21 protein-coding genes are annotated in these 26,985 nt (G+C 43.3%); 13 read left to right on the top strand and 8 right to left on the bottom strand.

Annotated elements, in window-relative coordinates; translation table 11 throughout:
- Window positions 1-5: 5 nt before the first annotated feature.
- Both WS34_RS03150 and WS34_RS03145 read right to left on the bottom strand, forming a co-directional pair.
- Window positions 6-1,220 carry a BACON domain-containing protein gene (locus WS34_RS03150; protein WP_013613232.1) on the bottom strand — a complete coding sequence of 405 codons (1,215 nt, stop codon included), beginning with the start codon at window positions 1,218-1,220 and terminating at the stop codon, window positions 6-8.
- 294 nt (window positions 1,221-1,514) lie between these two features.
- The gene (locus WS34_RS03145) at window positions 1,515-1,907 is read right to left on the bottom strand and encodes a hypothetical protein (RefSeq protein ID WP_013613233.1); all 393 of its coding nucleotides are present in this window, start codon (window positions 1,905-1,907) and stop codon (window positions 1,515-1,517) included.
- 430 nt (window positions 1,908-2,337) lie between these two features.
- Between WS34_RS03145 and WS34_RS03140 the strand changes: the two genes are divergently transcribed.
- The 7 genes from WS34_RS03140 to lacZ all read left to right on the top strand — a co-directional run bounded on the left by WS34_RS03140 (window position 2,338) and on the right by lacZ (window position 14,915).
- Entirely contained in the window at window positions 2,338-3,756 is a 1,419-nt protein-coding gene (locus tag WS34_RS03140) for an amidophosphoribosyltransferase (RefSeq protein WP_022161116.1), read from the top strand.
- A gap of 191 nt (window positions 3,757-3,947) precedes the next feature.
- Window positions 3,948-4,511 carry an RNA polymerase sigma-70 factor gene (locus tag WS34_RS03135; RefSeq protein ID WP_046403110.1) on the top strand — a complete coding sequence of 188 codons (564 nt, stop codon included), beginning with the start codon at window positions 3,948-3,950 and terminating at the stop codon, window positions 4,509-4,511.
- A gap of 79 nt (window positions 4,512-4,590) precedes the next feature.
- Window positions 4,591-5,784, top strand: coding sequence for a FecR domain-containing protein (locus tag WS34_RS03130; RefSeq protein ID WP_022161117.1), 1,194 nt, complete (start codon window positions 4,591-4,593; stop codon window positions 5,782-5,784).
- A gap of 79 nt (window positions 5,785-5,863) precedes the next feature.
- Entirely contained in the window at window positions 5,864-9,277 is a 3,414-nt protein-coding gene (locus tag WS34_RS03125; RefSeq protein WP_046403107.1) for a TonB-dependent receptor, read from the top strand.
- An 8-nt stretch (window positions 9,278-9,285) separates the two neighbouring features.
- Complete coding sequence (locus WS34_RS03120) at window positions 9,286-10,710, top strand: RagB/SusD family nutrient uptake outer membrane protein (protein WP_013613238.1); 1,425 nt, start codon at window positions 9,286-9,288, stop codon at window positions 10,708-10,710.
- A gap of 19 nt (window positions 10,711-10,729) precedes the next feature.
- Window positions 10,730-11,635: a hypothetical protein gene (locus WS34_RS03115; protein ID WP_046403105.1), complete on the top strand. Its 906-nt coding sequence runs from the start codon at window positions 10,730-10,732 to the stop codon at window positions 11,633-11,635.
- A 187-nt stretch (window positions 11,636-11,822) separates the two neighbouring features.
- On the top strand, window positions 11,823-14,915 hold the full coding sequence (gene lacZ, locus WS34_RS03110) for a beta-galactosidase, LacZ type (protein ID WP_046403102.1): 3,093 nt from the start codon (window positions 11,823-11,825) through the stop codon (window positions 14,913-14,915).
- A 171-nt stretch (window positions 14,916-15,086) separates the two neighbouring features.
- Here the strand turns inward: lacZ and WS34_RS03105 are convergent, their stop codons facing one another.
- From WS34_RS03105 to WS34_RS03090, 4 genes are all read right to left on the bottom strand, one after another.
- The gene (locus WS34_RS03105; RefSeq protein WP_046403100.1) at window positions 15,087-15,965 is read right to left on the bottom strand and encodes a DMT family transporter; all 879 of its coding nucleotides are present in this window, start codon (window positions 15,963-15,965) and stop codon (window positions 15,087-15,089) included.
- 226 nt (window positions 15,966-16,191) lie between these two features.
- A complete protein-coding gene (gene cydB / locus WS34_RS03100; protein ID WP_046403098.1) occupies window positions 16,192-17,310 on the bottom strand; it encodes a cytochrome d ubiquinol oxidase subunit II in 1,119 nt (372 codons plus the stop codon).
- Between the two features lie 72 nt (window positions 17,311-17,382).
- Window positions 17,383-18,930 carry a cytochrome ubiquinol oxidase subunit I gene (locus tag WS34_RS03095; RefSeq protein ID WP_046403096.1) on the bottom strand — a complete coding sequence of 516 codons (1,548 nt, stop codon included), beginning with the start codon at window positions 18,928-18,930 and terminating at the stop codon, window positions 17,383-17,385.
- 3 nt (window positions 18,931-18,933) lie between these two features.
- A complete protein-coding gene (locus WS34_RS03090; protein WP_013613243.1) occupies window positions 18,934-19,143 on the bottom strand; it encodes a DUF4492 domain-containing protein in 210 nt (69 codons plus the stop codon).
- Window positions 19,144-19,564: 421 nt separating this feature from the next.
- Here WS34_RS03090 and WS34_RS03085 point away from each other — a divergent pair, with 421 nt between their 5' ends.
- From WS34_RS03085 to WS34_RS03070, 4 genes are all read left to right on the top strand, one after another.
- On the top strand, window positions 19,565-20,671 hold the full coding sequence (locus WS34_RS03085; RefSeq protein ID WP_022161126.1) for an AI-2E family transporter: 1,107 nt from the start codon (window positions 19,565-19,567) through the stop codon (window positions 20,669-20,671).
- Window positions 20,672-20,696: 25 nt separating this feature from the next.
- Window positions 20,697-21,281, top strand: a complete 585-nt coding sequence (locus WS34_RS03080; RefSeq protein WP_013613245.1) for a hypothetical protein — start codon at window positions 20,697-20,699, stop codon at window positions 21,279-21,281.
- 109 nt (window positions 21,282-21,390) lie between these two features.
- On the top strand, window positions 21,391-21,621 hold the full coding sequence (locus WS34_RS03075) for a hypothetical protein (protein ID WP_046403092.1): 231 nt from the start codon (window positions 21,391-21,393) through the stop codon (window positions 21,619-21,621).
- Window positions 21,622-21,625: 4 nt separating this feature from the next.
- On the top strand, window positions 21,626-22,834 hold the full coding sequence (locus WS34_RS03070; RefSeq protein WP_046403090.1) for a DUF4934 domain-containing protein: 1,209 nt from the start codon (window positions 21,626-21,628) through the stop codon (window positions 22,832-22,834).
- A 49-nt stretch (window positions 22,835-22,883) separates the two neighbouring features.
- Here the strand turns inward: WS34_RS03070 and WS34_RS03065 are convergent, their stop codons facing one another.
- Together WS34_RS03065 and lon are read right to left on the bottom strand one after the other, a co-directional pair.
- A complete protein-coding gene (locus tag WS34_RS03065; protein WP_013613248.1) occupies window positions 22,884-23,135 on the bottom strand; it encodes a hypothetical protein in 252 nt (83 codons plus the stop codon).
- Window positions 23,136-23,300: 165 nt separating this feature from the next.
- On the bottom strand, window positions 23,301-25,721 hold the full coding sequence (lon, locus tag WS34_RS03060; RefSeq protein ID WP_046403088.1) for an endopeptidase La: 2,421 nt from the start codon (window positions 25,719-25,721) through the stop codon (window positions 23,301-23,303).
- 279 nt (window positions 25,722-26,000) lie between these two features.
- Between lon and WS34_RS03055 the strand changes: the two genes are divergently transcribed.
- Window positions 26,001-26,330, top strand: coding sequence for a hypothetical protein (locus WS34_RS03055; RefSeq protein WP_046403086.1), 330 nt, complete (start codon window positions 26,001-26,003; stop codon window positions 26,328-26,330).
- Between the two features lie 5 nt (window positions 26,331-26,335).
- A partial coding sequence (locus WS34_RS03050) for a hypothetical protein (protein ID WP_046403084.1) occupies window positions 26,336-26,985 on the top strand: 650 nt, incomplete at its 3' end.

The raw sequence follows: 26,985 nt of genomic DNA, 5'->3' as shown, positions 1-26,985 counted from the left end.
TAGAATTATTCATAAATGATTTCACATTCCAGTTTTTCTTCTGCATCGGTCTTGCCCTGCGCGGACTCCCATTTGCTGTAGATTTGGACCACATATCCTTTAGAATCGGTTACATAGCGATAAGTAGTCGTGCCATTGTCTTTATTCCACCGGTCTCCCGAAGTAGTTACTTTTTTTATGAACCGGGCAGGAACATTACCGTTATAACCAAATAAAGTCAGATCTTCACCCGCCAGTTCTTCCGGGTAATATTGTAGTTTTATTACCGATGGTAATGGCCGGATTTCATCCAGGTCGTAATATTCGAATTCCGAGGTGATGATATCGTTGGAAACATTGTCTTCCGGATAGTAATGCATGGTTTTCACCACTCCGTTTTGCCAGATATAAGTGGTGACAGTCGAATCGAGAACTTCGACGGTTGCTCCTGTATTTCCTTCCTGATCGACACTTCCCATCGTAATCGTATATCTTTCGATATATTTGGTCATATTGCCTTCTGAGTCGTAGTACCAGGTGTCACAATCGAAATTGTCGGTTTCCGCCCTTGCTTTGCCGATACGGCCTTCGGATAGCGAATAGGTTGTTGTTCCTGTCGTATAACTGTCGTTGTAAGCTTGGGTTTTCTTGACGATCCGGTCTTCTGAGTAAGTCAGAGTCGTCACGTATTCTGTTTTTTTCTGACCGGAGATTTCTTTATACAGTGAGTATTCTTGTACACGTCCTTGTTCATCGTAGGTAAATACGATGTGATTCGGTTCGCCGTCGGTGGAAGTAATGATTTCAGAGATTTTACGTACTCCATCGGCCGGAGAATCTTCATCCGGCACCTCTCCGTTTTCAGTTTCTCCTTTTTGTTCGATGATGACCGTGATCGTCGTACCTCCGCAAATGATGTGGATCGTCGCTTTTCGGTCAGTACCGGTGTAATTGGTGGATAAGGCGAGTTTAATGGTGATTTCGCCTGCTTCGCCACTGGCTGGATCGAGACTTACCCATTTTTCTACGGTTTCCGTTGCTTTTGTTGCTGTGTAGTCGACTTCGGTATGCCAGGCTTCTGTCGCTTCGAACCGGATGGTTTTTTCTGTATCGTCGGCGTAAGCTGTCTGGTTTTGCTGATCTTTGTCGATGACAATAGAAGAGGGACCTCCGTTATCGTCATGGCAAGCTGCCATAAATAATGAGGCCAGCAGAAATAAATGGAATAAAATTTTTTTCATGATGTTTGAGCTACTATCTAACTCCGGGATAGTGATTCGTTAATATAAAGAAAGTGTGGAGTTATCGGTTTATTGTGCTGAAGGTTCTGGTAAACCTGTAAACAAATAAACAATACCCCACACTTGACAGTATTACGTGATTTGACGCAATAACGTGCAAGTGATGAGTGTTTTGTATTGCTTCTCCTTGTTTACTTTAAATTTACCAGATTTTCAGCACAGGATAAAAGCGAAACACTTTCATCGAAATATGTAAGTCCCCGAAGAGACCCTACAAAAATAATGAAAAGTTTGCTAAACAAACACTTCCGGGGTATTGTTTTTATCTGAATGCTCAAGTGCGCGCTTGGCTAAAGCCTGTTTTTCCCGGAATTGTGAGATAAGACAGGTATAACGGTTCGTATTGATGCGGCTACCTGCTTCAAAAATAAATAATTGACCGATGACCTCTTCCAATGAAGCAATCATTTGTTGTAAAACAAGACGGGAGGCTTTAGGGTGATCGAGCGCCTGATCGATTCTGAATGAAGCGTAGCGTCCTTGTTCGACGGTCGCTTCCAGTTTAGAGGTTGCATTTTCTATTCGTTTCCGGTACATTCGGCTAATGGCTGCCAGGGCTGTATTGTCGAGCCATACTTTTCCGCGACATACCGAAGCGGCTAATTCATAACGACTTTTTGAATTCATAACATTTTGGATTTTATAGTTAAACATTTTATTTTGAAAAACACAACATGTCAAAGAACTGTTCGGACATACTTTACCCTCTTTAGCGGATAATCCGAATTAAAATGTTGTTTTTCAAATGTTTAACATCCAAAGATGTTACGTTCGTCGTTTCATAACTCTTTTTTTGAATACACCCGATACAGGCAAAAAAATCTCCAGGCACTCCTTCTGTGCTTAGTAGATCGGCTTTTTACGCATATAGATGTGATTTTCGTTGCAAATGTAAGTATTATTTTGGAATTTTGAAAACAGATCTTGCTTTTTATTTTCTTACCGGATAACTTGCTTTATAAGAACCTGCTCTTGCGGGGAGAATTTGAACGCTTTCTGCTTTCTACTTTTTACTTTTTTTGTAATTTTGTAGCCTTAAATCAATGACTACAATTATATGAGCGGATTTTTTGGTTGCGTATCACGCAAAGAGTGCGTTGCCGATGTTTTCTACGGCACCGATTACCATTCACATCTGGGAACGAAGAAAGCCGGTATGGCTTTTTATAACGGAGAGGATTTTGTCCGGTCGATTCACAGTATAGAAAGTGCTTATTTCCGGAATAAGTTCGAGCCGGAATTGGGACGTTTCATTGGTTCTTACCTGGGGATCGGGGTGATCAGTGATATGGAGTCGCAGCCGATAACGGTAACTTCGCATTTGGGGCGTTTTGCCGTAGTGACGGTAGGGCGAATCGATAATCTGGAAGAGATATCCGCTCAGTTGTTGAAGGAAAAGATTCACTTTGCCGAAATGTCCGGGTCGGCCATCAACCCGACCGAAGTAGTCAGTATTCTGATCAACAAAGGAGAGACATTCAAGGAAGGTATAGAGAACGTTTACCGTATGGTCAAGGGGTCTTGTTCTTTTTTAATTCTGACAGACAGTTGTATTTATGCTGCCCGTGATAAGTTCGGCCGTACTCCCATCATTATCGGTAAGAATGAATTCGGTTATGTTGTGGCCAGTGAAAGCTCTTCGTTTACCAATTTAGGCTATAATATAGTCCGTGATCTGGGACCGCATGAAGCGATACGGGTTTCGAAAGACGGGATTACACCGATTATTGCTGCCGGTTGCAGAAAACAGATATGTTCTTTTTTGTGGGTTTATTATGGCTATCCTTCTGCTTATTACGAAGGAATCAATGTAGAAGATGCCCGTTACCGTTGTGGGGCTGCTATGGCGAAACGTGATGAATTGACTCCTGATTTTGCTGCCGGAATTCCGGACTCGGGTGTGGGACATGCTATCGGATATTCCAACGAGAAGGGGATTCCTTATAAAAGACCTTTTGTGAAATATACACCGACCTGGCCGCGGAGTTTTATGCCGCAAAATCAAAATATGCGTGATTTGGTCGCTAAGATGAAGTTGTTACCGAACGAGGCGTTTACGCGGGATGCCCGGATCGTTTTTTTGGACGATTCTATCGTACGGGGTACCCAGTTGAAAGACAATGTCGTGAAATTGCGTGAATGCGGAGTGAAAGAGGTACATATCCGGATCGCCTGTCCTCCTTTGATCTACCCCTGTTGTTTTCTTAATTTCTCCACTTCCCGTTCGACCTTTGACTTATTTGCCCGCCGTGTCATCCGCGACCTGGAAGGAACTTCCGAACTGACGGACGAAATACTGAAACCTTACTCGGATCCGGATTCAGAGAAATATAAGGAGATGGTGAGGGTGATGTGCCAGCATCTCCAGTTGGATTCTCTGCAATTCCAGCGCTTGGACGATCTCGTGAAAGCGATCGGTTTACCTAAAGAACAGCTCTGTACACATTGCTGGGATAATTCCAGTTATATGGAATAAACTCGTCGTGGAGACGAAAGTTTTTATTATTTAAATAGATATCTATTTTATTTAATCTGTCTACTGAACCCCGAAAGTTTTTCATTTAACTTTCGGGGAAGTTTTTTTTCCTAAATTTTTCGTGATTTTCAGGGTATATTTTTTTTGTTTTCTTATTTTCAATATTTTTGTTTAGGTTAATTTAAGGTAAGATGCTAGAAAAACAGGCTGAGGATTTTCGGAAAATGCGTTCCGGTGACATGAAGGCTTTCGAACGTTTGTTTGTGAGTCTGTATCCGGGATTGTGTAATATTGCCAACCATTACCTTAATAATGAAATGTTGAGTAAGGATGTTGCTCAGGATGCTTTTATCAAATGGTGGAATAAACGGGAAGATTTCAGAGATTTTGTAGCTGTGAAATCTTTTTTATATATTACTATCAGAAATCAGTGCCTGAACTATATCCGGGACCATCGGAAAGAGGTGGATCTGGCCGGGAGGTTTTCGGAAGAAACAGATGCCGATTTCGATTTGATGGTGATTGAAGAGGAAGCTATTGAAGCGCTTTATTCGGCTATCGATCGTCTTCCGGCACAATCTGCCCGGATTATGCGTTTGGTTGTAAAAGGAGATAAAAATCAAGAGATCGCCGATCAGTTAGGAATTTCGGTCAATTCCGTAAAAACCCTGAAATACAATGCTTTGAATATCCTTCGGAAAGAATTGACAGGATCGTTATTGTTATTACTTGCCTGGTTTGAGGTACAAGGATAAACCATTTTTTTTCAAAAAAAATTATTTTTCATTCATCTTTTTTATCAGCTGTGTGTTTTATATACAAATTTGATAAGCGATGAAAGATTTGTCTGCGTATTATGAGATAGCACGCTTGATTACGGCTGAATTGTCAGAAACAATTACGCCGGAGGAAAAGGAGAGACTTAATGTGTGGTTGGCGGAGGATGAACGCCACTATATGAGATATTGCCGGATACGTGAGCGTTTGAAAAGAGGTGAGGGAGAGAATGTATTCCGGAATCCGGAACGTGTCCGGGAGGATATGGAAAAACTGAAAAAGAAATTGTCCGGAAATAAACGGCGTTTCCTTTTGTCCGGAAATTATTTTTGGCGGTATGCCGCTGTTGCGGTTTTTACGATCGGGATCGCTATAGGACTGATCGAAAGGCCGTGGGAAGATCGGAGTAGTGAAATATCGCCGATGGCGCAACAGCCGGCTGTCCTGCCTGGATCGTATAAGGCCGTGTTGACATTGGCTAGTGGCGAACAGGTGAACCTGGAGGAATGGGGCAGGGATTCGCTTTGGAAAGATGGGACATTGATCCGAAAGAGAAAAGGGGAACTGACATATGAACAAAAGGCCGGGGATATGCAGCAGGAGGAAATGCTTTTCAATACGATTACTATTCCGCGGAGTGGAGAATATAAGCTGGTATTATCCGATGGTACGAAAGTGTGGTTGAATTCGGCTTCGAAATTGAAATATCCGGTAGCATTTACAGGCGGACAACGAAAGGTTTTTCTGGAGGGAGAAGCTTATTTTGAAGTAGCTGCCGATACAGTACATCCTTTTCTGGTGGAGACATCGGGAATGAGCGTGACCGTATTGGGAACCGGATTTAATGTGATGGCTTATCCGGAGGAGATGGAGGCGGCAGTAACTTTAGTGCATGGAAAGGTCGGGGTGCAGACGGACCATCGGCAACAGATCTTACAACCTGATGAACAATATGTTTATCAGACGACTACCCGGCGGGGAACAGTTAGAAAGGTAGATGTGTCGCAGTATGTCGACTGGAAAGATGGAATCCTGAATTTTGATTCGATGCCTTTGGAAGAACTCACTCGCAGGCTGGGCCGTTGGTACGATGTGGATTTCTTTTTTGTTGCTGAAGAACTGAAAACTTTGAAATATTCCGGTGCTTTTAAGAAATATAATGATATACGTTATGTTTTGAATATTATAGAAGAGATTACGAATGTTCAATTTGTTTTGAACGAGAGGACTATTGTAGTAAATAGAAAATAAAAAATCGGTGCGTGTTGGAAGCGCGCACCGACAAATCTTCCCCTTGGGGAAATAAATTTAATAATTAATTTACAAATTTATGAAAAAAAGTGCGAATTGGTGGCTTGCTCTGCCAAAAAACAAGCCGCGTAAATTATTTTGGGTGATGAAATTACCCTTTTTGATGTGTGTCTTTTTTGCGACTTCAGTCTCGGCAGAGGTTTGGTCACAGCAACGGTTGACTATGCGGTTGGGTGAAACCGGACTAAAAGAGGTATTTAAAGAAATCCAGCGTCAGACAAATAAGGCGGTCGTGTATAATGACGATCAGTTGACTTTGAGTAAGAAAGTAAAAGCAAATTTTACCGATGTAGAACTGGAAGAGATATTGAAACAAGTGTTGCAAGGCCAGGGGATGTCGTATAAATTCATGGACGATTATATTATACTGGTAAAACAGCCAGCAACACCGCAGCATGTCGAAGAAGTAACGGTAAAAGGCAAGGTGACTGATAAGGAAGGGATGCCTTTACCGGGAGTAACTATCGTATTGAAAGGCACGACGATAGGTACCGCCTCCGATGTCGATGGGAATTTTTCCTTAAATATTCCGAAAGCGGGAATGGTGTTACAATTTTCTTATGTCGGAATGAAAAATAAAGAATTAACTGTTCAGGGGAACGGGGAGTTCAATATAGTTATGGAATATGATCAAAGCGATCTGGATGAGGTGGTGGTGATCGGTTACGGTACGGCTACGAAAAAAGATTTGACCGGAGCAGTAGCCCGTTTTGACTCTAAAATTATCGAGGAGTCTACTGCAACGAATATTGCCCATATGATGCAGGGACAGGTGGCCGGTTTGAGTATCCTGAATGGCGACGGTTCGCCGGGTAGCGCTGCCCGGCTGGAAATTCGGGGTGTACCTTCCCTGACAGGAGCTTTGGCTCCGTTGATTGTCGTGGACAATGTGCCTATGCCTTCGGATTTCGATATTAATGAATTGAATCCCGATGATGTACAGAGTATCGATATTTTGAAGGGGGCTTCTTCAGCAGCGATATATGGGTCCCGGGGAGCTGCCGGAGTCATTATGATTACGATGAAAGCCGGACAAAGAAATCAGAAACCGATTATTAATTATAGTTATGATTACAGTGCTACCCGTCTGGTATCGGATGTAAATACGCTGAATGCTGACGAGTACAAGATGTTGTTTTTGGAGGCGATCACAAATTCCGCTAAAGCCGATGGGTTTGAGGATGTAAATCTGTATCCGATGTATCAGAAGGTCACGGCTCCCGGATATTTCGGTGAAGAAGATACTCCCTGGATGAAACATATCATGCGTAATGGCTCTACTCAGCAACATCGGCTCTCCATCCGGGGTGGAAGCCAGGATTTCGGATATTATGCTTCTTTTGGATATGCTAACGAAGAAGGAATGGTGAAAGCTACTGATTTTCAGAGATATACTTATACATTGGGTTTTGATGCCGATATCAATAAATGGATAAAAGCGAATGCAAAATTCTCCGGTACTACTTCTGACCGGCATGTGAACGGCGCTTCTTTGTCAACAGCAGCTGCAGCACGACCGGATATACCGGCTTATAATGAAGATGGGTCCTTGTATTTGCATCCTTATATTTCCGGAGGGAAGGTGTATTATGTTAAGAATCCGATTATTGAGATGACGGAAAATACGACGACTTATAGTCAGGATAATTTCAGATTGACGGGGAACCTTGAATTTCAGATTCTGCCGGAATTGAAACTTTTGACCCAGTATACGTATCAACGCCGGAAAGGAGAAGAGAGTTCTTATGCTTCCAGTAATACCCAAGAGGGTAGTGGTTATTGGGGAGATCAGAAAGGTGTTGGACGCTGGGCATATTCTGCCGGGCAAACCATGGAGTTCGAAGGCCGGTTGACTTACAACAAGACTTTTAATGAGAAACACAGCCTGAACGCTTTAGGGGCCATCGTATATAATAAGGACCGGCAGAATAATACCTATTTTAAGTTACGGGATTTCCCGGACGATGAGGTACAGAATGGAATCTGGCAAGGCAGTGATTTGGTGGATTATGGAGGGAAAGGTGGTTCAGCTGTCGGTTCGGTGATGTTTTCTTATATTGCCCGTGCCGAGTATAAGTTTATGAACCGTTACTTGTTGACAGGTACTTTCCGTGCCGATGGTTCTTCCCGGTTTGCCCCTAAATATCGTTGGGGTAAATTCCCGTCAGTGGCTGCGGCCTGGATTGTGTCGGAAGAAGATTTTCTGCGGGAATCGAATATTTTCACTTTCCTGAAACTGAGAGGAGGATGGGGTAAAACCGGAAATGCTTATGTCGGTGAGTATGGCTGGAGAACACTTTATGAAAATGCGGACTATGAGAATCAGCCTGCCACCCGGCCTTCACAAATCGGGAATGACCGTTTGAAATGGGAAGCTACCGAACAGGTCGATCTGGCACTTGATTTTGGATTCTTACCCAACCAGCGGATTTCCGGAACTTTAGGTTTTTATAAAAAGAAAACGGATGGTTTGTTGTATGCTTATACTATGGCGTTGAGTACAGGCCTGGAGACTACACAGATTAATTTTGCCAATATCGAGAATAAAGGTATCGAATTTGAAATAAAAGCTAATATTATTGATAATAAGGATTGGAATTGGTTCGTTGGCTTTAATATCGGGAAGAATAAAAATAAAATTGCGGATATCGATGCCGAATATGTTTCTTATCCTGGGAGCAGTTATCTGGGAAATACAGTGATTCAGGAAGGCAAGAGCTTGGGTTTGATCTACGGGTATAAGACAGATGGTATTTTTCAGACACAGGAGGAAGTGAACCGTTATGAGGCTTTGAATCCGGATCAACCTTACCAGGAGGCTTACGGACGGAAAACGATGCCCGGCGATTTGAAATATGTAGATTTGTCTGGAGATGGGTATGTAAATAAAGTCTCCGGTTCCACTGAAGATAAAACGGTGATCGGTTGTTCCCGGCCCGATTTTGAGGGAGGATTTGCTACCCGTTTGTCCTGGAAAGGATTGAAATTAAGTGTTCAGGGAACATTTAGCCATGGTGCGCAGAAAATCTGGATGGGAGAAGCCAATATGTTCAATATGGCGGAGAATCAAAATACACAGAGCACAGCGTTGAAAAGGTGGACACCCGAGAATCCTTCGAATAAATATCCGAGCATCAGGTATAATTTTTATTATAATGACTTTGGAGATAATGCGGTATACGATGCTTCTTATGTGAAAATACAGAATATAAATCTTGAATACAGCCTGCCGCGGCACTGGGTGGATAAAACCAGGATTTTCGGTAATGTCAGCATATTTGCCTCTGCAAATAATGTGTATACCTTTACTTCTTATCCGGGTCCTTCTCCGGAGTCTTTCAGTACGGATGCGATCGAAGGCGCTTCTGTCGATAACGATATGTATCCGACAACGCGAACATTTAATTTCGGAGTAAAAGTAACTATTAAATAAGCATGATTATGAATAAGATATATAGCAGTTTGTCGTTGATACTTTTGCTGCTGACGTTAGGAAGTTGTGACAGTATGTTCGATAATGAAATTCCGCCTCATGATTTGGTGGGAGATAATGCGATTACCAATGAATCTTCGGCAAAGGTCGCTTTGAATGGGGTATACTCCTACCTGGAGGGATGGGGAACATGGAGTGCCTATTACATTTGTGATAATGAATTCCGTACAGGATTGTTAGATCCTACAGCTTTTTATCGTTCAAAAACGGAAGGGGAACAATTACCCCGTTTGCAGGTATTGGATGATAATTCTGATGCGGAGAATCCCTGGAAGAGTGGTTATAAGATTGTGAATTCGGCCAATAATTTCATCTATTATACCGATCGTTTACCGGAAAGTGCTTTCGGGCCGAACCGTAAGACGGAAATGTTGGCCGAAGCCCGTTTCCTGAGGGGCTTTGCGCATGCTTTTTTGTTACGGAAATACGGATATTTCTGGGATCTCGACAGCCGGTTAGGGACGATTATACGCCTGGAACCTTCTTCGCTTTCCAACAACAATCAGGCAAGAGCTACAGTCAAAGAATCTTATGAAAAGATTTTTGAAGATTTGGACTATGCCATAAAATATGCTCCGGCATTTTATTCCAGGTACCGTGTGTGTGCTACTTTCGCGAAAGCTTTTAAAGCCGACTTACTGATGAACCGGGGGGCTGATGGCGATTATAGCGAAGCCATCCGTTTGGCAAATGAAGTGATCGGTAGTGCGGAGTTTGGAATGGAGGATACTTATGCTGATATTTTTCAGCATGGATATGACTCGAAAGAGTTATTGTTTACCCGTTTCATGAAGAATCCTCCTGCGATGGATGACAATGTGGGGAGTTTGTTTAAAATGTTCGGTGGCGGGACTTATCAACCGTCGAGTGCGTATCTTGCGGTTTTTCCGGAAGAGGATCCCCGGTATGAAGTGACTTTCGATTCTCTGGAATTTACTAATCTGAACGGGGAAAAATATAAAAGACAAATCTGGAAGAAGCATTATGTATCCACCGGCGACTGTCCGATGTATTATATGCGTGTAGCTCAGATGTACCTGATCAAGGCGGAAGCGATGTTACGGACCGACAGTCCTGTGAAAGACGTGGTGGATGTCCTGAATATTGTCCGTAACCGGGCAGGAGCTACGCCGTTGAAAGCATCGGATTATCCGGACCGGGAAAGTCTGATGAATGAAATCTTCAATGAAAATCTCCGGGAAATCGGTATGGAGAATGGAGCCTTGTACTATCTTGCCGTGCGGATGAGAGTCGGAGGCAAACGGCTGTTGAAAACCTGGAACGATAATTATGAAAAAGACGATCAGCTTTGTTTCCCGATACCGCGGGCTGAGTTTGAGCATAATACCAGTGTAGAACAAAAACCACTTTAATCGATTAAAGTATAGAATTATGAAAAAGATATATTTATTATTGTTACCGGTTTTGTTTTTATGGGGAAGCTGTTCTATGGATGATGTATTGGAATCCAATGGGGAGCTGAACCTTACCGTCATAGAAACCAATAATCCTATTAAAGCCGAACCGGGAGAAACAGTTGTATTTCAGTTTGTCGCTTCAACCAGTAAAGGAGAATTGAGCCGGATCGAGATTACCTCGGAAGATGGAATCCGGCCTATCGTGGAAGACGTTACTTTTGCTATGGTGGATGAAGATAAAGCATTATCCTTGGATAGTGAAGGCTATTTTTCCCGGGAGATATCTACCGTATTGGTGAAATATCCGTTGATTATGCCGGATGACGAATCGCTGCGTGGTAAAAGTCTGGGCATAAAACTGAAAGTTACCCGGAATGACGGAACCACAAAAGTGTTGGATCAGAAATTTGAGATGATCAGGTACATCAATAACCGCCATGGCATAACAATGACTGGAAAGAACGTGGCATGGCTGTATAATCCGACAGAAGATGTGGTTTATGATATGGCCGATTATAAAGCTCATTTGAGTGAGATCGATGTCATATTGTATGTTGACAACGATTCTAAATATTATTGTTTGAATCCGGCAGCATCAGAGACAGAAGATATTATGCACGGGCTGGGATATACCGATTATAAAGCTTCTGAAATGAATACAACGAAGTTTATGGGAGGAATAACTTTGAACTTTATGTTGATAACGGAAAAAGAGTTATCCGGGCTGGTGATATCGGACGGAATAGATAAGTTGACTATGGCGAATAATGCTACGTGTGGATTTGTGACAGAAAGTGGCCGCAAAGGTTTTGCCAAACATTTGTATAAAAACCCGAGTCGTGTATTCCTAACGAAAATGCAGATCGGCAATAATGAATGACAAGCATGTTATGAAACCCTCATGTACATTTGTACACCAGAGAAAATGACGCTGGAATGAGGGTTTCATACAACCACTTTCAGACTATTCGTATATTTTTCTTCCTTTTTTAATTCTTTTTCTACCTCGATAGGTGTAATATTGACTATTTTTGAGCAGAATAAATTGGCATTTAATATTATAATTTATGAAAAAACTGTTATTGTGTCTAGGCTTATGCCTTTCTATGACAACGTTTGCTCAAAAGAAGGAATGGCTCGATCCGGAGTTGAATGCGATCAACCGTGCACCGGCAAGGGCGGATTATTTTGCTTATCCTTCCAGGGAAATGGCTGAGCAAGGAGTAAGAGAAGAATCATCCAATTTTCTATCGTTGAACGGGATGTGGAAGTTTAACTGGGTAAAGGATCAAACCGAACGGCCTGTAAACTTTTATCGGTTGGATTTCGAGGATCAATATTGGGTGGACTTTCCGGTGCCCGGAATCTGGGAAATGAATGGATACGGAGATCCCTTATACCGTAATTCGGGTTATGCCTGGTCGAATCAGTTTACACCTGATCCTCCGAAAATAGAAACGGTGAATAATCATGTGGGCTCTTATCGAAAAACCGTTGAAATTCCTGCTTCATGGAAAGGACAGCAGGTGTTTCTGCATGTAGGCTCTGCCACTTCGAACTTATATGTATGGGTGAATGGAAAATTTGTCGGTTATAGCGAAGATAGTAAGCTGGCAGCCGAATTCGATATAACCGGTTATGTACGGCCGGGAAAGAACCTGATCGCGATGCAGGTATATCGTTGGTGTGACGGGAGTTATCTTGAAGATCAGGACTTTTGGCGTTTATCCGGAATTGCCCGGGGAGCTTGGTTGTATGCCCGGAATCCGTTACATCTGAAGGATATTTTTATCACTCCCGATTTGGATGAGGCGTATCGTGACGGGTCTTTGAATGTCGTGGCCCAAGTGTCCCGGAACAGCGGGACAGTGGAACTCGAATTGAAAGATAAAGCAGGAAATATCGTAGAAAAAACGAGTGTCAAGCCCGATGGAAAAGGAATTGTGCGTACTGAAATGGCAGTGAAAAATCCGGCAAAATGGAGTGCTGAAGAGCCTAATCTGTATACTTTGTTGCTGACTTTAAAAAATAATGCCGGAAAAGTGCTGGAAGTTGTTCCGCAACGGGTCGGATTCCGGAAAATCGAACTGAAGAAAGAATTGGGGCAGGTATGGGTCAATGGGCAGCCGGTCTTGTTTAAAGGAGCCGACCGCCATGAATTGGATCCTTTGACCGGATATCAGGTATCCCGGGAGAGAATGATCGAGGATATACGGGTGATGAAGGAGAATAATCTGAATGCCGTGCGGACGTGTCATTATCCGGACGATCCCGAATGGTATAACCTTTGTGACGAATATGGGTTGTATGTCGTGTGTGAAGCCAATATCGAATCTCATGGAATGGGGTATGGCGAACGGACACTGGCCAAGGAACCGGCTTATGCCAAGGCTCACCTCGAAAGAAATCAGCGGATGGTGGAGACTTTTAAAAATCATCCTTCGATTATTTTCTGGTCGTTGGGAAATGAAGCCGGTGACGGACCGAACTTTGTGGCTTGTTACGACTGGATCAAACAGAGAGATGGCAGCCGTCCTGTACAATATGAACAGGCAGGACGCAGAGCCCATACGGATATTGTTTGCCCGATGTATGCCGACCTGAATTGGATGGAAAATTTCGCTAAGAGTGGGGATTCACGACCACTGATTCAGTGTGAATATGCGCATGCCATGGGAAATTCTTTGGGCGGTTTTAAAGAATATTGGGATTTGATCCGGAAATACCCGAATTTGCAGGGCGGTTTTATCTGGGATTTTGTAGATCAGGGACTTCGGAAGTATACGGCAGACGGCGCAATGATTTATGCTTACGGGGGAGATTACAACCGCTACGATGCTTCGGATAAGAATTTTAACTGCAACGGTTTGATCAGTCCGGACCGGGTGCCGAATCCCCATATGTATGAAGTGCGGAAGATGTATCAGTCGATATGGACTACGCCGGCAGATCTTAGGAAAGGAATCGTAGACGTGTACAACGAGTATTTTTTTACCGATCTTTCGGATTATTACCTGGAGTGGCAATTGTTACAGAATGGAGAGCCGGTGAGACAGGGTGTTGTGATGGATTTGCAGATCGCCCCGCAACAAACACAACCGGTCGTATTGGGGTATAAAGAAACGGATCTTCCTGCTGAAGGTGAAATTCTGCTGAATGTGACCTATCGCCTGAAACAAGCCCGGCAATTACTTCCGGCAGGTTATGCGGTTGCGGAAGAACAATTGGAGATTACCCCTTATCCTTTGTTTCAGGTTGAATTGGCCGAAACCGGGCAAAAGGCTTCTCTGTATGAAGATTTGGTACATGCTGTCGTGAGTGCCGGAGAAGTACAGGTAACTTTTGGAAAATGGTCCGGCTGGATAGAGGGGATCAGTCTGAATGGGTATGAGATGATCGAATATGGATATGCTTTACGGCCCAATTTCTGGCGGGCTCCGACAGATAATGATTTCGGGGCGAATCTTCACCGCCGCTTTGTGGATTGGAAGAATCCCGGATTGAAATTGAAGAGCTTTGAGGCAGAGGAACAAGGCAATCGGGTTCAGGTGGTGACAACTTATGAATTACCCCGATTGGCAGCTGTATTGACCATGACTTATCTTATCGGTGGAAACGGGGAGATTCGGATCAGTGAACAGCTTGCTGTCGACAAGGAGAAGAAAGATATGCCCCACCTGTTCCGTTTCGGTATGCAACTGGTGATGCCGGGCAGATTCGACCGGATCGATTATTATGGCCGGGGACCTGTTGAGAATTATGACGACCGGAATGAGAGTCAGCGTCTGGGCCGTTACCGTCAGTTGGTGAAAGATCAGTATTATCCTTATATCCGTCCGCAGGAATCCGGTACGAAATCGGATATCCGTTGGTGGAAACTGACCGATATCGATGGGCGTGGTTTGGCTATTCGTTCGGATGTTCCTTTCTCAGCCTCTGCTTTGAATTATTTGCCGGAAGACCTGGATGACGGTTGGGACAAAGATCAGCGGCATTCCGGAGAATTGAAACCACGTGGATTGACCACCTTGTCTTTTGACCTGAAACAAATGGGATTGGGATGTATCAATAGCTGGGGTGCCTGGCCGTTACAACCTTATCTGTTGCCTTATCAGGACTATACTTTCCAGGTGGTGATTACGCCGATTCGGAAATACTGAACTCAAAAATAGGATTTTGTTGTTTAGGAACTTTCAGTTTGCCCGACTGTCGGGCAAACTGAAAGTTCTGTTAAAAGAATCCTTAAGCCTTGATTCGAATTTAGGCAGTGATATACATATTACAGGTATAAATCTGCGATTTTATTCCGGATACCTAAGGTTATTTTCCTTTTACTTCCGGTTTTCTTTGACGACGACGATGAAGACTGCTATAATAATGAGTAGCATGCCTAAAATACCGCTTATCGTGGAGGTTTCATGGAAAACAACTATACCGATAAAAACAGCGGTCAACGGTTCCATCGCTCCGAAGATCGAAGTTAATGTGGGACCGATATGCTTGATTGCTTTGACTAAGGCCATATTGGAAATAGCGGTTGCCGGTAAAGCCAGGCCTAGAATATAAAGCCATACCTTTCCTTGGGTTTCTAACCGGATGCCTTCTGTAAGGCACCCGCCGATAATGAAAAACAATGCCCCTAATCCCATGACATAACAAGTGAGTACGGTGGAGTTGATCGCTACAGCCCGTGTTTTCCGGACTCCGATGATATAACCTCCGTAAGAGAAAATAGAGATGCAGGCGCAAATAATACCTACCGTCACGTTGGCGTTATAACCTGCTATATTGCCTGAAGATAAGAGGATTGCTCCGAGAATGGATAGGAGTACTGCCGAAATGACCCAGCCGGATTTTTTCTCATGGTAGAAAAAAATCATGGCCAGCGCTACAGCTAAAGGATACATAAAATGAATTGTCGAAGCTACACCGCTGGCAATATTCTGATAGGCGATCACCAGGCTGAATGAGGTCGTTGCCCGAAACAGGCTTAACAAAAAGACGACCCCGAAATCCTTTTTACTTAACCGGAAATTACACCCGGCCAATAGACCGAATCCGATCAGGCAAAGGGAAGCGATCCCCCAACGGTAGGTCAATACTTCAAAAGATGAATAGCCGAAGCTTAGTAGGGTCAGCGTAAAAAAAGGGGCCAGTCCGAAAGTCGAAGAGGAGACGATAGCATATAGGATACCTTTAATTCTGTTCATGAACGTATGAATTTTTCAGTTGCGCAAAGATAAGGCTTTGAGTGAAAATCAGAAAAGGGTGAGATCGGTTTTCAGACTTTTCATTTCCCGTTCTTTGATGGTATCATCGGTACTGAATTATCCGGTTAGTTAGGGGAACGAGGATCGTGGCACCGGATATGGTTTAAAAGTTTTTGCATTGCCTGTGCGGCATAATGCCGATCCCTCCCTGGGAGGGATCGGTGGATTAATATTTATTTTCACTTTCTTCTAATTCCTGCTTGTCGATGGCTTTCCGGGTCATCGTCCGCCAGGCATACCAGATATAGGCGATTACTACAGGTATGATAATAGATACGTAGGACATCGCTTTCAGGGTATATAAGGACGAAGAAGCGTTGTAAATAGTCAGTGAGGAATCAGGATCGACATATGAGGGATAAAAGGCGGTTTGGTTGAAACCTGCCAGAATCAGCAGAGCGATAACGGTCAATACCGTTCCGGATCCTGCAAACCAGATTCCTTTCGTCCATCGGGGAAATATCCAGTTTCGGATAATGCCGTAGAGTACTCCCGCTACTCCGATCATGAATATCAAGGCATTCAGCGGCATTTCTATCAGGTTATAAAAATATTTATAGGGTACTAATGCAATGTTTCCTTCCGGGGTGATTGCATACCCTTCACCGGCAAAAATAAAACCGATAAACAACAGGAAAAAGAGAACGAACGGTACGGCATTGAATTTCACTTGCCGGTGGCTGCGTATGCGGATGTTCGGATCATCGATAGTAAGAATAAAATAAAGGGCTGCTAATGTCCGTGCCAGGAAGAAAACGGCTAGAGCCAGGAAATAGTTGGTGATGACGAACAAGGCATCCAGACCGCGCCAGGGTGTCATCCATTCGACATCATGCATTACACCCAGACGGAAAGGGGAACCTGTAAAGAAAGTAGCTACAGCGGCTCCCAACAAAAGAGGCGCAGCGAATCCGTTGATCATCAGGAATACTTCGTAAGTCCGACTGCCCAGAAAATTGTTTTTTTTATTCCGGTATTCATAAGATACCGCTTGCAAGACAAAACAAAAGAGGATCAGCATCCAGACGACATAGGCTCCTCCGAAACTGGTTGAGTAGAATAGGGGAAAACTGGCGAAGAAAGCTCCGCCGAATACCACTAATGTGGTAAACGTATATTCCCATTTATGTCCCAGGGTATTGACGATCAAATCCCGTTCATCTTTATTTTTTCCTATGGTATAAAGAAGACTTTGTCCTCCTTGTACAAACAATAAGAATACCAGTAAACCTCCTAATATACAGATCAAGATCCACCAGTAATGTTGTAATATATTTAAATCCATAATCCATTATTATTTATCGTTTGTGAGGACTATAACTTTTCAGGCCGTTATGGTTTCCTCATTTTTCATTTTTTACTCTTTTACCCCTTTCCTGATCTGGGTGAACATGATTCCGATCTCGGCAATCAATAATAAGGTGAACAGAATGGCGAACATCCAGAAGGTGGTGACAACCCAACCCGAAGCGATGCGGGTGATGGCCACATTCGTAGGCATCAGGTTTTGTACCACCCAAGGTTGACGTCCTACTTCAGCTACGATCCATCCGCATTGCGAAGCGATATATGCCAACGGAACACACGCGATAGCCAGATAGGGGATGAACTTGAATTTTTCGAATTTTCTTTTCTTGGCATACCACCAGGAGCAGATAAACAACAAAACGAATAGCATGCCCAGACCTACCATCAGCCGGAAACTATAGAATACCAGAGGAACAGGAGGGATCGTCTCGTAAGGCGAATTGAGATAGCCGTAACCGAAATCCTGGAAGTTGGCCCGTAGTGTCTGTAAAGATTGGCTAGCCAGCGCATCGTCTTTGTCTTTAACAGCTTGTTTGTACGTTTTCAGTGCATCTATCGCCAGACGGCCGTTGGCCATGCGTTGCTCTATAGAAGGATATACTTTTCCGTCTTCGGAGGTGTAGCCGTCCATGATATTTTGGATACCGGGCACATAGGCATCGAAGTCATGATACCCCAGGAAGGATAAAAGTTTAGGAATGGTAATACCGTATTTTACCGTTTTCATACGTTCGGACGGTAATTGAGGATCGGTGCAAGTCAAGCCGATCAAGGTAAACGGGGCTCCTTTCCCTCCTTCGTTGAGTCCCTCCATAGCAGCTAGTTTCATCGGTTGGGTACGGGTAACATCCTGGGCACTGATGTCGCCCGTGAAGATCGTAGCGATGATACTCAGGAAGCCGAAAACGGAGGCCAGCAGGATACTCTTCCGGGCAAATTCGAAATGTCTTTTTTTCAGAATAAACCAGGCGCTTACTCCAACGACAAAACAAGCCGAAAGCGTATAAGCCGAGGTGACGGTATGGAAGAATTTACTCATGGCTGTCGGTGAGAGTAGTACCGCCCAGAAATCCGACATTTCGTTGCGGGCTGTCATCGGGTTGAATTCCATGCCTACCGGGTTTTGCATCCACGCATTCGCTACCAGGATCCACAAAGCGGAAATGTTGGAACCGATGAATACCATCCAGGTGGAAACCAGATGAAAACGACGGCTTACCCTGTTCCAGCCGAAGAACATGACGGCGAAGAAAGTGGCTTCGAGAAAGAAAGCGAACAAACCTTCGATGGCCAGAGGAGCTCCGAAAATATCCCCGACAAACCAGGAATAATTCGACCAGTTGGAACCGAATTGGAATTCCAATATCAGTCCCGTAGCTATACCGATGGCGAAGTTGATTGCAAAAAGCTTCATCCAGAATTTGGTGGCATTCAACCACTCGGCCTTACCGGTCCTGACCCACATGGTTTCCATAATAGCCAGTAGAAAGGATAACCCCAGAGTGAGAGGTACGAACATGTAATGGTAAATGGCGGTCATCGCAAATTGCCAGCGTGACCATTCGACCAAAGTTGTAGTGGTTAATTCTGATATCATAAGCTAAGGTTTGGTAATTAATTCGTTGAGTACATGATTACTTTTTTCCTGTTCCGTCGTATAGGTCGTATTGAGATAATTCGGCATGAGCAGGAATTTAAATACCACAAACAGGACCAATAGTTTGGCCACAACTATTGCGATCAATATTTTTCCCCATTTGGGTAAATGGCTGAAACCATCATAATAGATATGCCAAAGGCGTATGAACATGTTTTTAAACGGTTTGTTTCGATCTAAAATTAACGTATTAAAGATATAAAGGTTTTTAAAAATAACCTGATCTTCTTCGCTCTTTTTCTGAATCTTTAAAAAAAATCGGTTTAGAGGGGGCAGAGGCTTATAAAGTTTATCGTGTTCAAAGAGTTTTTGGGTGTTTAAAGTTGGTGGATCCGTGGAGATATCTTTCTGGCGGAACTTCCGGTTCCTGTCAGTCACCTTGGAGGACTGCCGTTTATATGCGTTTACTTTTTACTTTTATTACCGTATATGGAATACAGACAGGATAAACCCCTTCATTTCCGGTTTTGATCGATCTTTTTAAAAATTGAGGTATTTAAGAAAATAATCAAAGGTTTTTATTTATTTTTGGAAAATTAAGAGAGGAGAAAAGCAATTGAAAAAAGGGAGCGGAATGAATTCAGTCACCAAATATGTGTTAGGAATTGTCGCATTAGCTGGGGCAATTTTCTTTTCCTGGTATTTTTTTTCTGTCATCGTTTATATTTTAGTGGCAGCTGTCATTTCTTTTATCGGCAGGCCGATTATCGATTTATTAGGCCGGGTGAAGATCCGGGGCTATCGTTTGCCTGATGGTTTGAAAGCCGGAATCACGGTGATTTGCCTTTGGGGATTATTTATTCTTTTTTTTAGTACCATTATCCCGCTCGCTATCCGTGAATTTCAGTCGTTGGGCAATGTAAGTGTGTCTAATATCGTTTCCGAATTGGAAAGCCCGATCGAGGATGCCGGACATTTTATGAAGCATTACGGTTTGATGGATGAGGATCAGGATGTGGATGCTTATGTGACGGATTTATTGAGTAAAGTGTTTAATGTCGGTCAGCTGAAAACCTGGTTCGGGACGGTAGCCGGAACGATGACGGATATTTTTGTCGCTCTCTTTTCCATTACGTTTATTTTATTTTTCTTTCTGAAGGATAGCCGCTTGTTTTCAGGGATGGTGATGGCGGTGCTTCCTTCCCGCTTCGAAGAACAGGCCCGGAATGCTTTGGATTCCATACAAAAATTACTGGTCCGTTATTTTGTCGGATTATTGCTCGAAGTTTTGGGGGTTATGGCTTTGAATACGATCGGACTGACGATTGTCGGTTTGGGCTTTAGTAATGCGGTTGTCATCGGTTTGGTGACCGGAGTTTTGAATGTGATACCGTATATCGGGCCTATGATCGGGGTATTTTTCGGATTGGCTGTGGGAGTCGTGTTGAATTTGGGGCTGGATTTTTACGATCAGATGCTGCCGCTGTTGATCTATATGACTATAGCGATGTTGTTGACTCAATTGATCGATAATGTTGTTTTTCAGCCTTTTATTTATGGGAGTAGTGTACACGCCCATCCTTTGGAAATATTTTTGGTGATTTTGATGGCCGGTAGTATGGCCGGTATTTTGGGAATGATTCTGGCGATTCCGTCCTATACGGTTCTGCGGGTTGTGTTGAAGGAATTTTTTAATAAGTATAAGCTGGTGAAGAAGTTGACGCAGAGCTTGAATGAATAGCTTGTGCAGGTAAATAAAACAGATCATGAAGAAAATACTGTTCTTCGGTTTATTTTTATGCTTGGGTATGACCCTCAAAGCACAATATGGAGGCGAAATGACGATCGGAGCCCGGTTGAATTACACCGGAGGCGGGAAATTAGTGACCTATGACGGGAAGATTGTCAATCTGGGATATACCATCAAAGGCATTGTTTCGCCAGGTTATTTTGTGACGAATAATATCGCTTTGGGAGCCGATCTGGCTTACGAATATATGATGGATGACGAGGGACACCAGTATACACTGGAGACAGGTGGATTTTTCCGGCTGTATGCTCCTCGTGGGGGAGTCCGGTTATACCTGCAGGGAACCAGTGGATATGGCTGGGGAAAAAGCTTTCTGAAAAAAGGACACGATGGAAAACACGAATTATGGGTGTCTACCTTGAAACCGGGCTTATGGGCGCGGCTCAAAGAGTATCTGGCTTTGGATATTAGCTTGATGAGCCTGGAATATAAAGAAGTGTATATGAGGGATAAAGTTTCCAACAAACGGGTGACCGATAGCCGGTGGCGCTATAATTGGTTGGATATCAGCTTCGGAGTGGTTTTTATTATCGGACTTTAATCACTGGAAAATTTTTATTTTCGGGCATTATTGATAAATTATTTAGAAATAGTTGTTTTTATTAATATAAATTAATATATTGCAATTATTAATCTAAACCCTTTGTATTATGAAAACAGCATTGAAAAAATCATTCGTTTTGATAGGAATAGCCTTGTTTTTTGTTTTGACGGCTTGGGCCGAACAAAAAATATGGGCTTGGGATAAAAATGTACCTGAAAAAGAGTATTGTGTCTCCGGATATTTTGAAAAAACCGGTGAAAATGCAACGACAGTATATGGTTATTGCGTTTGTTTCCAAGGTTTTTGGGGGCCTCAGTGTCAATTCATAGCAGAATAATCCTATGTTGTATCGTTTTTCGATTGTTTTTCTTATAGGGCTTTGTTTGGTGGCATGTTCTTCCGGGAGTATGCAGGAAGAGTCGGTACCGGTTATTCGTTTTAAGCCTGATGAAGCCCGGACATTGAAGATGTCCGAGCTTTTCGATGGATATGAAGTGCTGACTTTTAAAGGGATCGTATGTAATAGAATCGGAGACTTTGTAAAAATGGGGGATCGGATTGTTGCGACTTCCATAGTGACCGAGGGCATGACTGATGTGGTAACCTTGAGCGTATTCGATTCTGCCGGTGAGTTTCAGCACACTCTTGGCCGGTTTGGCCGTGGACCGGATGAATATCTTTATTTGCCGCATGAAATTGTATTGACCCCTGATTCGAATGTATTAGCCGGGGATGTGTTGGGTTTTCATTGCTATGCTTTGGACGGAACGTTGCTTTGGCAGAAGAGATCCGAGCATCCTTCTTATGAATATGGAGTGGGGTATTTTACGTGGATGCTGAATGATAGTTGTGCAGTATATCTAAACACACCTATTTGTGGATCGACATATCGGTCTGAGGAATGTTTGGTGAATCTGGTAAACTGGAAGAGCGGACAGTTAAAAATTTCTTATTTCCCAGGTCAGAAAGTAGGGAAATATGCTGTAAGGAATAAGTCGTATGTAGTGAATGATACCTTTTGTTATTATTCTGATATCGACAATAGTATTTATCAGGTTTCGGAAGATACGGTTACCTTACGTTATTATTTAGATAAAGGTTCTTTTAAAAACTTTCGTCTATGCGGAAAGGCTGGGTATTCAGATAATTGTTTGACTGTAATTGAGATGTCGGAAAATAATAAATATGTTTTGATTGTAGTTTTAGTGAATCAAAAATATTATTTATTGGTTTATGATAAGTTGAAAAAAGTAACCTGTAATTATGATTTAGTGGACGATGATTTGTTGTCGGTGGGAAATTTCAGATATAAACCGAATGCAGTGTTGCGATTATACCATAACTGGAACCCGGGCATGCGTCAGTGCGACGATTATATGTATTTTTATTTTCCCTCTTCTGATTACTGTATGATGCTGGACCGCTTGAAAGCCTCCTTGAATGAGGAACAATGGGAGGCCTACCGACGGGCTCATCCCGATCTCATGAAAATCTACCGGGAGCAGGGGGAGGAAGGAAATACGGTAGTTGTAGGATATCGGTTCAAATAATGATATTAAAACCGGAGATCTTAATGTCATTATTTGAATTTAAGTGTGTCTACATATTGCTTAAGAGTAGTCCGCCGATGGCTCCCCAAAACAGGATCACCAATACAAATCCGATCAGCATAAAGATAAGAGTAGCTTTTGCCCAATTGGCTTTACTGACAGGAGTACCGGCACTGAAAGCCCAGACTAATAACATAATAAAATTCACAAAAGGAATACACATCAGGATCATCGTAATGATCCAATCACCGATTGTAACGATCGATTGATTCCGGGTGGTTTGTAGTTCTTGATTTTCCATGAGTTTTTTTTTTAGGTAGTTATATAGACGACAATTTTATAAAATAGGTAGTTATATATATTCATATTTGTAAACATATTTTTAAATAGTTACAACGGTTCAGAAGTCTAGTCGGACTGCTATCGCCGTTGTAACTAAAAACCATAGGTCTCACAGGAGATTCCTTTATGCTTTTAGAAGCGCTGTTTCCAGCACTTCTTTGATATGATCCACATAGTGGAATTTCAGCCCTTTCAGGTATTCTTTTTTGATATCGTCGATATCTTTTTTGTTTTCACTGCAAAGGATGATCTCTTTTATTCCGGCTCGTTTGGCGGCCAGGATTTTTTCGCGGATTCCCCCTACCGGTAATACTTTGCCACGGAGGGTGATTTCTCCGGTCATGGCGATGGCTTTTTTCACTTTCCGGCCGGTGAGGGCGGATACTAGTGCAGTAACCATGGTGATCCCTGCCGAAGGTCCGTCTTTGGGAACAGCTCCAGCCGGAACATGGACGTGGATGTCGTTTTCTTCGAACATCTTTTCGTCGATCCCGATCTCTTTTGCATGCGATTTGATGTATTCGAGTGCTAAAGTAGCGGATTCTTTCATCACTTCTCCCAGGTTACCGGTCAGGCTAAGATGCCCTTTGCCTTTGCTGTAGCTCGATTCTATATAGAGAATTTCTCCTCCTGCGGCTGTCCAGGCTAATCCGGTCACGACACCGGGTAGTTCGTTCCCTTGATATTCCTCCCGGGAGAAAATCGGGCTTCCCAGATATTCTTTCACCTTATTTTCGTCGAGCGTAATCGTGAATTTTTTATTCATAGCGACCTTCCGGGCCACATGGCGCATAATTTTAGCTATGGTCATGTCCAGACTACGAACGCCCGATTCGCGGGTATATTTCTCGATGATCAGGTCGATGATCTCGTCTGGGATCGTTACATGCCCGGCCGTAATTCCGTGGTTTTCCAATTGCTTCGGAATCAGGTGCCGCTTGGCGATTTCCCGTTTTTCCTCCATGAGGTAACCCGTCACTTCGATGATTTCCATCCGGTCGCGCAAAGGACCTGCAATCGTGCTGAGGTCATTGGCTGTGGCGATGAACATCACTTTCGACAGATCATAGTCGATATCCAGAAAATTATCGTGAAAACTGCCGTTTTGTTCCGGGTCGAGCACTTCCAACAGGGCAGATTGAGGATCCCCCCGGAAATCGTTACCCACTTTATCGATCTCATCCAGAATGAAAACAGGATTAGAAGTTCCTGCTTTTTTGATACTCTGAAGGATTCGTCCCGGCATAGCTCCGATATAGGTCTTCCGGTGTCCCCGGATTTCCGATTCATCGTGCAATCCACCTAAAGACATCCGTACAAATTCGCGGTTCAAGGCCCGGGCTACAGATTTTCCCAGGGAGGTTTTACCTACTCCCGGAGGGCCGTAGAGGCACAGAATCGGCGATTTCATATCGGCTTTTAACTTTAAAACCGCTAAGTATTCTAAAATTCTTTCTTTTACTTTCTCCAGTCCGAAATGATCGGCATCCAGTACCTGGCGTGCATGTTCCAGATCCAGGTTGTCCTCCGAGAGGTGATTCCAGGGCAGGTCCAGCATTTCCCTCAAATAATTGGATTGTACCGAGTAATCGGGGGAAGAAGGATTCAACCGTTTCAGCTTGTTCAGCTCTTTGTTGAAAATTTCCCGGACATTCCCGTTCCATTCTTTCGTTTCGGCCAGTTCCTCCAGTTCTTTGATTTCCTCGTCGGTCGGATTACCTCCCAGTTCGTCCTGTATGGTCTTCATCTGTTGATGCAGGAAATATTCGCGCTGTTGTTTGTCGATATCCATTTTTACTTTCTTCTGAATATCGTTTTTCAATTCCAGTAAACTCACCTGCTTACTCAGGATTTCCAGTAGTTTGATCGCCCGTTGTTTCAGGTTGTCGATTTCCAGCAACTCTTGTTTATTCTGATAGTCTACATCTGTATTCGAAGAGATGAAGTTGATCAGAAAAAGCATACTCTCGATATTTTTTAGCGCAAAACCTGCTTCATTAGGGATATGGCTGGAATATTTGACGATCTTGGAAGCCATATCTTTCAACGATTCTGCTATCGCATTGTATTCCGGATCGTTTTTAGGTACCCCTTCTTCTTTTTTCAAACTGATCTTCCCAACATGGTAAGGATCGTCGTAAAGGATATCTTCCAATAAAAACCTTCTCTTGCCTTGAATGATGGCTGTGGTGGTTCCGTCCGGCATTTCCAGTATTTTCAGGATAGAAGCTACTGTTCCGATCTGGTAAAGATCGTTTATATCCGGATTTTCAGTATTGGTATCTTTTTGTGCAACTACTCCGATCAGGGCACTCTGCCGGTAGGAATCTTTGATCAACTTTAAAGATTTATCCCGTCCGATGTTGATCGGAATGATTACGCCCGGAAATAATACCGTATTCCGTAGCGGTAAAATTGGCAGTGTGTCAGGAATCTGCATATTATCATTCAGCAGTTCTTTCTCGTCCCCCATGATGGGTAGGAAATCTGCCGAATCTTCTCCCATGTTCTGTAATAACACTGCTTTCAGATTTATTTTATCCATTTATTCGTCCTCTCTTGTTTTATGGTTATAAATTTTTATACGAGTAACAACTGACATTTTGTCAATGTTTTGTGTAAAAATAGAATTCATTACCTATAGCACAAATCCTGTGCCACAATCGAGTAGGGAGTATTATATAAACACCTCTTATTATTATAGAAGGAATGGCTCTTAGTGTAAATATAGCACAACTATTTGCAAATAACACAGTAGATAGCAGATTTCTTATCCTATATATTTGTACAATTAAATTCGCTCCATTTTTTATAAACTAACGATATGATCAAACAAGAAGTGATCAAGTGCGTCCTCGGCGGTGAAAAGCCGCCTTACGTTCCTTGGTCTTTCAAATTCACCAAAAAGCCGAAAGAGGCGTTTATGCAGTACTACGACACAGATGATCCGGTCATGATGGACCTGATAGTCGAAGCAGAAGCTTTCGGCGTACACCTCGTCTTTTCGAAGAATGAAGTTCCGTGCATCACCGATGCTTCGGTGCACGACCTTACGGAGATCGGAGCTCTGAAAATTCCGGCGTACGAAACGCACCACACCGATACCGAAACCTTCTACAAAGTGTTGTCCGAATACAATAAGATTTCAAACTGAGACTGATGAAAAAGACTATTATCCAATTTGCAGCCCTACTGGCGGCCCTGACGATCCATACTACCGGTGTAAATGCTTCGGAACGCTGGACCAAAGCGCAGGCACAGGCATGGAGCGAAGCCAATCCGTGGTTCTGCGGTTTCAACTACATTCCCGCTAATGCCGTTAATTATACGGCTATGTGGGACAAGACGAATTTTTCGCCTGAAGTGATAGAGCGCGAACTCGCACTGGCCGAGGAGGTCGGGTTGAACTGCGCCCGCGTCGTACTCCAATATGCCGTCTATGCCGAGAATCCGAAGCATTTTATCAAGGCGTTCGACAAATTCCTGTCGATTTGCGACAAATACCATATCAAGGTAATGCCAATCTTCTTCGATGACTGCGTTTTCGGGGCCAACACCGATCCTGTGACCGGACCACAACCCGAACCGCTTAAAGGTTGGTATGCATGGGCATGGTCGCCCTCGCCCGGCCATACGATGGTCATCGACGAGCGCACGCATTCCTTGCTTGAAATTTATGTCAAGGATATCATGACCCGCTTCGGCCAAGACGATCGCATTTTCGTTTGGGACCTTTACAACGAACCCACTAACAGTGGATTGGGCGACCGCAGCCTGCCATTGTTGAAGAGTGTCGTGAAGTGGGCGCG

Source organism: Odoribacter sp. N15.MGS-14, assembly GCF_000980245.1.
GTDB classification, from domain to species: domain Bacteria; phylum Bacteroidota; class Bacteroidia; order Bacteroidales; family Marinifilaceae; genus Odoribacter; species Odoribacter splanchnicus.
Note: the sequence above shows the minus strand (reverse complement) of the source record. Positions and strands in the feature narration are given on the sequence as shown.